This window comes from Nostoc favosum CHAB5714 (genome assembly GCF_020829495.1).
Taxonomy (GTDB): domain Bacteria; phylum Cyanobacteriota; class Cyanobacteriia; order Cyanobacteriales; family Nostocaceae; genus Nostoc; species Nostoc favosum.
The window spans coordinates 1-11,406 of the sequence record NZ_JAIVFQ010000151.1 but is presented as its reverse complement, the minus strand read 5'-3'; the positions used below and the strand labels follow the sequence as shown (position 1 = coordinate 11,406).

General features: G+C 40.3%; 11 protein-coding genes and 2 pseudogenes. 9 read left to right on the top strand and 4 right to left on the bottom strand.

The genetic code is table 11. From position 1 onward, the window contains the following. From LC586_RS43145 to LC586_RS37580, 4 genes and pseudogenes are all read left to right on the top strand, one after another. Positions 1-107: pseudogene (locus LC586_RS43145) on the top strand (IS982 family transposase); the annotation flags it as partial. 85 nt (positions 108-192) lie between these two features. Next, positions 193-591: a hypothetical protein gene (locus LC586_RS37590; RefSeq protein ID WP_229490800.1), complete on the top strand. Its 399-nt coding sequence runs from the start codon at positions 193-195 to the stop codon at positions 589-591. 198 nt (positions 592-789) lie between these two features. Next, positions 790-1,164, top strand: coding sequence for a hypothetical protein (locus LC586_RS37585; RefSeq protein WP_229490798.1), 375 nt, complete (start codon positions 790-792; stop codon positions 1,162-1,164). Between the two features lie 52 nt (positions 1,165-1,216). Continuing rightward, positions 1,217-1,378 (top strand): hypothetical protein, encoded by a 162-nt coding sequence (locus LC586_RS37580; protein ID WP_229490796.1) that lies wholly within the window; start codon positions 1,217-1,219, stop codon positions 1,376-1,378. An 80-nt stretch (positions 1,379-1,458) separates the two neighbouring features. On the opposite strand, the gene LC586_RS37575 is transcribed toward LC586_RS37580, so the two are convergent. After that, positions 1,459-1,989 (bottom strand): hypothetical protein, encoded by a 531-nt coding sequence (locus LC586_RS37575; RefSeq protein ID WP_229490794.1) that lies wholly within the window; start codon positions 1,987-1,989, stop codon positions 1,459-1,461. A gap of 47 nt (positions 1,990-2,036) precedes the next feature. On the opposite strand from LC586_RS37575, the gene LC586_RS37570 reads away from it, so the two are divergent. Together LC586_RS37570 and LC586_RS37565 are read left to right on the top strand one after the other, a co-directional pair. Beyond that, the gene (locus LC586_RS37570) at positions 2,037-7,223 is read left to right on the top strand and encodes a hypothetical protein (protein WP_229490793.1); all 5,187 of its coding nucleotides are present in this window, start codon (positions 2,037-2,039) and stop codon (positions 7,221-7,223) included. A 49-nt stretch (positions 7,224-7,272) separates the two neighbouring features. Beyond that, the gene (locus tag LC586_RS37565) at positions 7,273-7,644 is read left to right on the top strand and encodes a tetratricopeptide repeat protein (protein ID WP_229490791.1); all 372 of its coding nucleotides are present in this window, start codon (positions 7,273-7,275) and stop codon (positions 7,642-7,644) included. 467 nt (positions 7,645-8,111) lie between these two features. Here the strand turns inward: LC586_RS37565 and LC586_RS37560 are convergent, their stop codons facing one another. Beyond that, positions 8,112-9,095, bottom strand: coding sequence for an AAA family ATPase (locus LC586_RS37560; RefSeq protein WP_229490790.1), 984 nt, complete (start codon positions 9,093-9,095; stop codon positions 8,112-8,114). A 143-nt stretch (positions 9,096-9,238) separates the two neighbouring features. On the opposite strand from LC586_RS37560, the gene LC586_RS37555 reads away from it, so the two are divergent. From LC586_RS37555 to LC586_RS37545, 3 genes are all read left to right on the top strand, one after another. After that, positions 9,239-9,406: a hypothetical protein gene (locus LC586_RS37555; protein ID WP_229490788.1), complete on the top strand. Its 168-nt coding sequence runs from the start codon at positions 9,239-9,241 to the stop codon at positions 9,404-9,406. A 257-nt stretch (positions 9,407-9,663) separates the two neighbouring features. Continuing rightward, on the top strand, positions 9,664-10,230 hold the full coding sequence (locus LC586_RS37550) for a hypothetical protein (RefSeq protein ID WP_229490786.1): 567 nt from the start codon (positions 9,664-9,666) through the stop codon (positions 10,228-10,230). A gap of 136 nt (positions 10,231-10,366) precedes the next feature. Further along, a complete protein-coding gene (locus tag LC586_RS37545) occupies positions 10,367-10,558 on the top strand; it encodes a hypothetical protein (RefSeq protein ID WP_229490784.1) in 192 nt (63 codons plus the stop codon). A gap of 72 nt (positions 10,559-10,630) precedes the next feature. On the opposite strand, the gene LC586_RS37540 is transcribed toward LC586_RS37545, so the two are convergent. Both LC586_RS37540 and LC586_RS37535 read right to left on the bottom strand, forming a co-directional pair. Then, complete coding sequence (locus tag LC586_RS37540; RefSeq protein WP_229490782.1) at positions 10,631-10,921, bottom strand: hypothetical protein; 291 nt, start codon at positions 10,919-10,921, stop codon at positions 10,631-10,633. Between the two features lie 10 nt (positions 10,922-10,931). After that, positions 10,932-11,406, bottom strand: a pseudogene (locus LC586_RS37535) (ParM/StbA family protein); the annotation flags it as partial.

Genomic DNA, 11,406 nt, shown 5'->3' with positions numbered 1-11,406 from the left:
TGGTTAATTTGATGGCTGGTTTAACTGCTTATACCTATTTGCCTAAAAAACCTTCGATTGATATTTACCCAAAAGATTTGCCTGCACTACCTCCTGCTATTTTTTAGTTCCGTCGAACTCACGTTAATCAACAATTGCTCAAGATGGTTGGGTCAAACAATAAACGCGAACAATTAACCTTAGTCAATTGATATGTCAGAAACGACACAATTACGAGTACAAGAATTAGCCCGTTTCGCCCAAGAGCAAGACTTCAATCAGCAATATCGTCAGTATTTTGGCGATGTCTGGAAAGAAGCGGGTGTAAAAAATATTTCCCAGATGACCGTCCACGATGCCGAACAGACCTTAAAGATTCTGGCTGATAGTGAGGCATCCCCGCAATTCATTAAAAGCTTATTGGCACAAGCAGCAATTGATGGTGCGTCACCGCAGGTTTTAGAATATTTTCTAGCAAGCGACATTGACGGCGATGGACGGACTTTGGCGACTGCTATATTTCAGGATGGGACGAACCCATTGGAGCCGGATACACCCAAGGCACAGGTTTTATCTCCATCTCAAACTGAAGATTTGGACTGGGAAATATAGCATATATTCTCAAACTTTACTAGCAACCTGAGTTTTGATTTTTTCAGTACTCAAGTTGCTAGTTCTTTTTAGAAAGCATATTTAAACTTCTTAAGTTAGGTATGAGTTCCATTTTTCAAAAAGCACAGTAGGGTGTAATTGACTTATCGATTACACCTGTTCCCTCAACTAACTCAACAATTAAATGAGGCCATAATTATGACTTTATTAGGTATTGATAGACCTTTAGATACAACCCAAGTAAAACTGTGGGACGAGCGCGATTTATCTAATTGCGATCGCCGCCAAGAGCATCTAGAAATTCTCCTGTGTCAGAAAGTACAAACAGGTGAAGACCCTGCCTTGTGTGAGAAAGTGTTGGAATATTTGTACTTCTCCATATATCAACAGAAGCTCAATCGCATCGCTGTCCAAAAGGAGAAAGAAAAGTCGGTCTTTGCATCCGTACAGCAAGTTTTTATTACATCGTTCGCTATTTTAGGAATGTTTGCGTTCTTTGCTGCCGCTTCCAATAAGTCAGTTGTGCGATCGTCTGGGGTAATCCCTCCAGCTATAGAACGGCAAGTCAATTAACTAAACAATTCGCTTTTTCGCCCAGCAGACAACGGAAGACCAACTGAAAGTAATGTGGGCTGAAGTAGTCAGAGAACGCTCGGCATTCAATTCACTGCAAAGAGTAATCATTACAGCCTTTGCCATCTTAAGAATGATTGCCTTTTTTAACGGGGCGTTTCGCTCTGTCAAACCATTGGCTGCTGCTAACCCACCTGCTGTTCAAGCTCATTAAAAGGATGTTACTAAAAAGCTGAAAGCGCTGTTTGATAATGCTTTCAGCTTATATTATCACTCGCTCTGCATAGCTCCCGCCTAAAATGCTGTGTCCTTGTCGAAAGGCAAACTGTCAGCATCCTCAAAGTTACGCAGGTCTTGCTCCATCTGCTGACGACGTTGGACGTATGTTCTGCTGTTGACAATCCTCCCTTCCATCAACCATTCACCAAAGTTGATACCTTGTTCTACGTGCTCGGCAGACATTTCATTGTAATCATCAACCTCTATTTTCTTACGCCACTCAAGCTGTTCCAGGGCACTTTCACTGATGCCAATTTGACGAGCATATTCTACATATTCAGGTCTTAGAGAACCATCTGGGTTAAATTCCTTTTTTTCTTGTTCAGTGAAGAAATCGTAGGCTGTGTAGATTGGCCACGGCTCTGGATCAGTCTCGTCCAAGTGCTTCCACTCGTCATACTCTTCTTTTACTCTACGAGCATAACTATCAATTGCTCCTGGATGTGTGCCTTTAGATAATTTTTGTTGTCTTACTTCATCTTTTAAAGTTCCATCTGCATTGAATTCTTCCTTATGCATATTTATCCAACGCTTAATTCTCGACATACAAACCTCTCAAGATATTAATTAAGTTTCATTAACTTTTTAAACCCATGACTCTGGAAATTAAACATTTTGATCCCAGGCTCAATCAATGGATTTATACAGATGAGCGTCAAACTATTTTAACTGAAAATCTCAGTAATACTTTACTGGAATTTTACTTTCCTGATAAAAAATTTTCATTTGGACATTCAGATGAATACAGTACAGATGAAGACTTAAAAAATCATCCAGATGGACAGATTTTACTATTATCTTCAAAAACTCGCTTACTTTATGGAGATAGAGAATGTTTAGAAACGATTCAAAAAATTTGTCCAGATAGTAAAGACCGTGGGGCTTATGGTTCCATCTTGCTTGGGGCTTGTAAAAATGCGATTCACGAAAAGCTAAACATTCTGGTAGTAGATGATTCTACTGATAACAGGGGTGAAAATGGAGAGATATTATCGAATGATTTGGCATATAAATTAGTTGGAGATTGTTATGGGCAGATTTCAACACAACTTTATGACAAGCTAACCTTAAGAGAATCCCAAGCAGATAAAAGCTATCGTGTAATTCAGCATCGATTTGGTTGGGTGGATGGAGTTGGAGAAGATACTACTAAATACCGTTTTGGCAAAGGAACACTCCGACCATACAGACTAGATAGAATAGAATATGCAGATCCTAAAAATGAGCCAAAAATAGATATAATTCTCCCCGTAAGCAGTTTTAAGGGAACAGACAAGGATAGACCCAAAGGCCCTACTAAACCTCAAATTCAACCAGGATTATATCAGCAAAATATTTGGTTAGCTGAAAAAGGGCAATCTCAACAAGGACAGATGTCTATCTCCCAATTGCTGGCATCTTTCCCCCAAGGAATTAAAGATTTTGCCGAGGAACTAGAGGTACAAGCTCAAAGATTAGCCTCTATTCAAGATGACCCTAGAATTGTTGCTGCTTACTATTGTGAAAGATACGAAAAACGTAAAGAATCATTGAGCCAAAATAAATTAAAAACATCAGACATTATCAATCAAGAAACAAATGTTAAAAACTTAGGGACAAATGATGACTTAGATGCAGATCAGGAGTTGGATGACGAGAGTGCTAAAGATGACTTGTTCATGTACAAAGTCATTAAAGCAGATTTACTTGGGCATCAGCAGCTTTTAGAAACTGAGAAGGTTAAACAGGAATTAAGTCGGTTTGTACAAAGTGAGTGGCGAGATATTGCTGTTGGGAAAATGCTTACTTTTGACCGAGGAATGATTATTCCCTCCAAGGAACTCAAAAATGGTGAAATTTGTGTCCCTTGGCTGAAGCTTGGAGAAAAAGTTCTTAACTTTCGCTCTCCTTTCCTCAACTCTAATGGATTATGTGTCTCTACTAATAAGCACGTTGAAGACCGTTTAGCTCCAGATGGTGAATCTTTGCAAGGCATAATTGTAGTCAATGATGAAGACCACAAGCGCATACAGGAAAGAATTACAGAGTTAGAAGCACAAGGGGTTAATGTTGATTTTATAGATCCGGCAGAAACCGAATCAGAACGCCAAGCACGAGACTACGATGGTGACTGCATTGGTGTGGCAAGAGCCAGCTTATACCCTAATCTGACAGATGAGGCAGAGCGAAGAAATCTTCCCCAAAACGCCTATTCGCCCACGGTTAAGCTCAAAAAAGAATCATTTTATGATCCCACCGATGGAAGCCAGCCCCCTTTTGAAAAAATCGCTATCCACATGAGCGATAGCATCAGCGTGGGCATAATCAACAATCAAGTTACTGCACTGGAGGCATTAGAATCGGAAATTGAGGTACTAAAAACTTATGGTACTTTAGAACAAAAATCAGAATATTTAGAGCAAGTATCTAGCCACTATCAAAGTTTATTTGAACAGGAACATGACGAGAAGCCCAAACCAATTAGAGCAGAGTACAAACCTTTCATGCAATCTGTTATAGCTCTAGCAGAGAATCCTAACAGAACGCCAGAAATTATACATCAGGCGATGGATGTTAACCGCCTGATGTACCGAGAAATGATTGGTGAGGGGTGTTATCAAAACCAAATAGCGGTTGATTTATTCAAAAGTGCTAAAAAACCTGAGATGGATTTAATCAGGGAAAACAGCCGCTACTTGTATCGTGATGTTAATTATATTAAAGATAAGAAATCTTCGTCAGCTTATTTAACCACAGGGATAACACCAAAGGGCTACTCACCAGTAGAATTATTAATTAGCCAAACCAATAAATATTTCCAAGAATCACAGTTAGAATCGCGCCCCATAGTCCAGTTTAAAGACTTGTTCCAAGGAGTAGAATTTACACCACAGCAAAAATTGGCAGCAGTTGCCGCCAAGTACGAGTTTGATCGGAAATTCAACGCTGCGGTTCGGATGTCCCAACGGCGTGAAACTGAGAAAGGCCCATCCGCAATTGTCCAAACTCCACAGGGGGCGAAACTTGAAATTACCAATCTCACCCGTTACGGACATCCCTTAATCTGGAAAGCCCAGGCACTCAACATTCGCCTAGATGAAATAAGAGAGCAATTCAGAAGTAAAGAACGCCCTCACCGATTATTAGCAGTTGCACAGATAGATGGTGAGATTGGGGAGGATAAGAAACCCGCATACTATAAACTGGGAACAGTTAGCCAACAATCTGTGACTGACCACAACCTCAAGGCGGGGATGACCATGCAGGGAGCTAAAGTAATAGAATTTAAACCAGAACTTGCTAGAAGCCAAACTAAACTACTCTTTGCCAAGGCTTATGAAGTGGCTCTTGCATTTTATGCGAAGATCCCAGAGTCAGAAAAGCTTGCATCCGCCGCCGCCGCTTGGAACATCTGTGCATCCCGCCAGGATGAACTCGAAGTTGCAAGAAAAGAAAACACCGAGCCATCAAACATTGCTAAAAAAGTCTCTAATTTTGCTTTCGCTGCTTTCCCAACTGAGATTATTTCTCGCTTAGATAAATTGCAATTTACTGAACCGAAGTTAGTCACACTTTTGAATGAAGCGAATCAATTTTTGGGTCGAGACTGGAACAAGGATGATTTGCACCCGATAGAAATTAGAGCCAGCCACCACCCAGTCGGGCATGAACGCCACGTTTCCAGATTGTTATTTGTCCAGGATGCTGACGGCGAATATAAGGAATTCGCCATGCTTTCAACCAGAACCGCACAGCTTCCCATTGGTACAAAAGCGCAAGCCAGTATGGTTGGGGTAGAACCTGCCACTGCCAAAGCAACTATTGGACTGCCAGGGTTTGAGGCGGTTGAAATTACTATCCGCGAACTTAGAAACTTCTCTTATGCAGGACTTGTTTTCAACGCCGAACCGGTCAACTTAGAATTTGGCACTGTGCCGGTTCCTGACAAAACAGTAAAAATCAAACTTGATGGCAAAACTTTGGGTGAGTTAGACAGTGATTCTATCCAACAGCTGAAACAAATTGATTACCTGAAAAATGGTAATCCTCTAAAATTAAAGCTCACGTCAATCTCTGAAACTGGAGATCAAGCTTTTGTCCTGGGCGAGTCTGGCAATGGTAATCTCCTGAAAATTAATAAAATTAACTTTTATGATTTTTCTGGTCAGACATTCGATGATTTGGATTACCGAAAACTGACTATCGATTTGCCACCCTTAAAAACCAGAGATGCCGTGTTTTTAAATGGTGAACCCTTGGGAGTGTTGCACTTTAAAAAAGACAAAGACGCGCTCAGAGAACTTGGGCTACTCAAAACCGGACAACTTACACCCGCGCCCGCTATCATTCAAAGTAATTTTTCTGTTATTTGCGCTCGAATTGACCCAAGGAGCGTTGAATATCCCCAGAAGTGGACGAAAGAATTTCAGATTTTTGGGACTCAATCGGTTAATCCCCAACAACAGGAGATGATTGATAGTAGTGCTAAGATTCTGCATCATATTAAAGAGCGTCCTACTTTCTTATTTTCTACCCAATCAAACAAAAAACTTGGGGTCATGGGCTTGGCTGTTGACAACCACAAAGTTGAATCTGTAACCAAATGGCTAACTTCGCAAAATGTTGTATATTCCCAAGTCCCGCCCGAAGATGTCATTAGGGAAACTAAGAAAGGTCTAGCAGTATTTAACTTAGTCAGTAGTTCAATTCCTCCCAAAACTTTGGATAATATGACTAAGAAATTTGGGGCAATTATTGAGTCTACCCTTGAGTATCAGCAAAAAGTTAGCTCCCTTGCTACACGACCGCAGTTTTTGAAACCACCAGAACAAGCAGCACAATCCCAGCCTAAGCAAAGCCGACATTCCACTCCACCCCAAGATATTCAAAATGTCGCTCCTTCAGGCATCAAAGGCAAACCGATTCCCATGAACTACCCTTTAATGATGTATGGTGACACTAATCCTTTACCCGTGGATACTTGCATTTTAGCGATGAGAGGATATGGTCGAACTCACACCACCAGAGCTTATCAGCCATACAAACAGTATGGGTTTAAAGAAGGCGATATTGCTCTGGCGACTGGTAAAGATAAGCAAGTCGCCTTTCGAGTTGGTAAGCAGTATCAAATCACACCTTCTATGATTGCTGACCCCGTTTATCAACAGCAATGGGCTGATATGGAAAAGCACTCACCCAAAGCATTACCAGAATTATTCACCGAAAAACAGCAGGTGTGGGGACTACATCTAGAGCCGTTGGGGGATTATGTTGACGGTAAAATAGTCCCCTTTCCTGAACCACAAAACAGAGCCTCACCCAACCAAGAAGTCCAATCTCAATCAGTTACTATTGATGATTTGAGAAATTGGTACAATGCCGCAGGTAAGTTAGGGAAGTCGGAGAATTACAAAAAACGCATTGTAGAAGTGGCTAATCAGTTGAAAGCTGGTGAGCAATTGTCAACCGAAGCGTTGACAGTAATGAATAAAGATACATTTGAGCTTAATTCCATCAGTCGGCTGACTCAAATTGCTCAAAGAATTGGCATGGTCTGGGGTAAGTCTAATGAAAATGGTACTCAAGTTCAAGGAAAGATTTTTGACTTGGCTTTCAATACGCAACAGAGGGATTTAACTATTTCGCAGAAAAATGGGGAGGTAATTTTAAACTTGCAATCTGGTCAGGTACAGACTAATAAACTAACTCCACAGATATTGCAAACTTTTGAAGATGTTAATACTCAAATTGATAAAATATTAGCTAAATCTCAAACACAACAAATAGACTTACAAAGATAGATTTATCCTAAAATAGCCCTTTTCAGCAATAGAAAAGGAGAATAACGCTATGGAGGCATCTAATTTAGAGCAAGCACAGGTTTTTTATAATCAAGGTCTGGCACATCTAAAGTCAGGCAATTTAGATGCAGTTATCGAGTGTTTTAGAGAGGCATTACTATTTAATCCTAATTTTGCTGAAGTTCATAATACTATAGGACTAATTCAGTTTCAAATTGAAAAATATGAAAATGCGATTCAGCTTTTCGATAATGCATTAGCAATGAATCCGAATTTTGCTGAAGCTTATAATAATCGAGGATTAGCTCGCTCAAAAATATGCCATAAGTCAGAATACTCTCAGGTTATTGAAGATTACACTAAAGCCATCGCTCTGAATCCAAATTTAGTTCAAGCGTTTTTTATTTCAAATCACATTTAAGGTTCCAGCCACAGGCTGGATGTATAGTGTCAAAGATGTTTTATGACGTTTTGGAAAATGGCAGAGTTACAAAATCCGACTTATAACCTACAGATTAATAGGCACAGTCTGTTTAATTTTAGGGGAAATAGAAATAGGAGTATAAAGATCAATATCAACTTCGACTTCATCGACAACTCGGATCGAAACAATCAGAGCATATCTAGCTGTTTTATTCCATCCTTCCCACCTCGGATTATATTTCCACCAACCGCTAACAGGATATATACCAATAGAATCTTTCTGAGCCAATTCAGCCGCAGTACCTTGCCAAATATCAGAATGAATTGAACCGCGATTCCATGTTTTGGGGCCTAACGCTAGTATCTCCCTTTACCATTATGTAAAGATTAGGGAGATTCCTTCGGTAGTCAGACATTGGATCAAGAGGTTAATTTAAATACACCTTTATTAAAATAATACCGTAGTTACTTAAAGATGGTGTTTTTGCGCTCTAGAATTGCAGAAATCATGTTTTCTTCAGAAATTGAATCCTGATCAGAAATCACAGCTACTTTCGCCGCTTCATCTGCGGCTCGAACTAATTCTGCTTGACTTAGACCATTAGCACTCTCAATAATATGTTCCCAATTTTGCCACTCAGTATCAAAAGGAGCTAGACGTGTTTTTAGTAATTTGCGAACAACTTCTTGATTTGGTAGCTCATATTCAATAACATCATCGAAACGTCGAAAAAGAGCCTTATCTAATAAATCAGGATGATTAGTCGCAGCAATGATTAGGCTTTGGCTGTCATCATTCTCCAAAAACTGCAAACAGGAATTTAAAACCCGGCGAATCTCTCCAACGTCATTAACTGAAGCACGTTGTGAGCCAATGGCATCAAACTCGTCAAAAAAATAAACACCTCTTGTCACCAGCATTGCATCAAATATGAGTTTAAGCTGATTAGCTGTCTCACCCATAAACTTTGTAATTAGACCAGTATAAAGAACTGTGAAAAGAGGAAGTTGTAGTTCTCCAGCAAGAGCAGCAGCAGTCATCGACTTACCTGAACCTGGTGGGCCAACTAAAAGTATTTTGCGACGAGGTTTGAGATTATACTCAGCTAAACGATGCTGCTTGATATGTTCTATAAGAATACGCTGTAATCTTTTTTCTAGAACTGGAGGAAGAACCATGTCAATAAGTCTTGTGTCTGAATACTGAACCGATACAAGATTTACTAATTCTCCCTTGACTTGGGTGAGCGTTTCAGGGAAAGGTTTACGCTCAATAACAGATTTACGCTCTTTCGCTTTATCAATGAGAATTTGGATGTCTTGAGCAACTTTGATGTGTCCTTGTCTTGCTTCATGTGCAGCTATCTGTAGAGCAACAGAGAAAAATTGCTGCTCCTCACCTTCTAGGTAGCTCTTCAAGAGCGCAATAATGTGGCGAGCTGTTGACATAAGGCATTTTATCTGACAAGTTTTTTAGGCTCTCATAAAGTAGAACATTTCATTTTACAACTTTAAAAAGCATCTTTAGCGAATAGATAGAGTAAAGTGTATGTTCTATCAGTACAATTGTACTATTAAAGTCACAAGAACCAATGAGCAATAAATTTCGGCTAGTCATAGGGCTAATCCCTTTTAAAATCACAATTATTCATATCAAAGCCTTGGATATCACTCTATTAGCCCTGAAAGGTCTAGTTATAGATAACTTATGGTGTGTATTAGCTTTATTATTGATGGCTAGTACAGCGCGACGGAAATAAAACTACCATTCAAAATAAATGAAAACCTCACGCCGTAATCATTTTGACTTTTGACTTTCGTTTTGCGGTACTAATTACTTCACGGTTTGTTTTTCAGGCTTCAGTATCAATTGTTCATAAATCTCGTTTAAGCGCACCGAAATCACAGGTTTCCTTCATTTAAAGATAGCATCCAATTGAAGTTCTACAGGTTCAAGCGATCGCTCCATGAATTCGTCTTCCTAGTCCCTGCTGAAACAATCAGCTTACGGTAATGCATGACTCGATCGCTTGTGGCTTTAGATCCGTTCAGATATCCAGATCATTTGGTGATGAGCGGGATCGCTGCGGTGATTTTTGGTGCAATACTCTGGCTGGGACAGTGGCTAATACTGCGACAGACTGAGATGACACCAAGAATTTTTGCTCTTATAAATACAGTAGTTGGAATTTCTGTCTTCTCTGTGCTGGTATGGTTTAATCAAAAAAGTTTGCAGTGGAGCGGTGGCCCGATTGAAGGCTGGAAAACCGGACTTATTTTTCTAGTGGGTGGTACCTGTACCGGAGCCGCGACGGGTAAAGCATTAGATTTTTACTGTGGGCGAGTCGAGCAGCGATTAATCAAACTTGAGAGGGAGAGGGTAGAGGAAGAAACCCAAGAGCGAGAAAGGCTTTTGAGAGAAAGGCTTGAGAAGGAGAGATTAGAACAAGAAATCCTAGAAGCAGAGATGGCAGAGCCCAAAAGGAAACAGCGAGAGGCGGCTCAAGAGGAAGAACGCCTGTGGTACGAACAACACGGGAAAGACTATACAGATTATGAATATGACGAGGAGGAGGAAGAATAACTTTGTGCTGACATGAACGACCGTAAGCGATCGCTGATGAATTAGCTCTCACTGATGGAATGGCACGAATGGCACGCTTGATTCATGTGAAACCTCTTTGCTGGCTATCTTGTTGGGGGTAGGGTGTAGGCTGAGTGTGTTCCAGACAATTGAATGCCAGTACCTCAAGGAGTTCAACATCTTCTTAATTCCCCACACTAACAAGGGTGTAGGGGGTAGGGTGTTGGGTGTAGTGTTAGAAAAATTTAATTTTACTGTATCAAATAGAACAACACCTTCTTCCTTCCCCACACCCTTTCATCCAGGAATACCAGGGATTTACGCTTAACAAGCGTGCCATTCCCCTTACCGCCTTTAAGGCTAATTCCCGTTCTTTACCGCTGCCAACTTCATTTGATGGTTATAAATCAAAATCAAGGCTGAATGTTTCTCCTTCAGAATCTTCTTCTTTCTCGTTTGCAAATGGAGTTGGAGTCCAAGACGTGAGTTGGTTTGACTCAGTATTAATTGGTGTGTCAGCTAAAAGTTGTGCAGGTAATCCAGCCTTGATGAAAACAAAATAGCAATCAACTATAAAGTAAAGGGTGTCCAGGTAACTTTTATCTAGTTTTTGCGATTCTGCAAATATGCGCTCTCGGTAATTATCTTTGAGGCGAACTTTTTCCGGTGCTAAGTCTTTTTTATCTGTCATTATTATAACTTCACTTGAGAGATGTAGTAGTTGGGTTCTTGCCAAGAATAGTTTTTGCAATCTCTAAAAGCCCAAAGACATTCGCTTCCACCGGGTTGTCCAGGATTTTGAACCCATTCTTTTCTAACAACTTTTTAAATCCTGGTAACAGACAGCCTCCACCTATCGCCCAGATTTCATCTCCTTGGTGCTTGGCATCAAGTGTCAGATTCACCACTTTCTTCAAGTATTTTTCATACCAATCTTTTAAACTTGCGCTGTATATATCTTTAATATCGATGTCACGGCTGTACCTGGTATGCCCCATTTCCAGACAAAATCGGATCTTGGAAGCATCCCCAATTTTTCCTCCATTTAGATGTTTCATTTTTTGGGAGATATCATCGATGAGAACTTCCACACCGATGGGGTAGGCGGTGTGAACTTCTCGCTGACCCCGGTTATAACGAGAATACAAAGTCGTACCATTGCCAAAGTCTAAAATG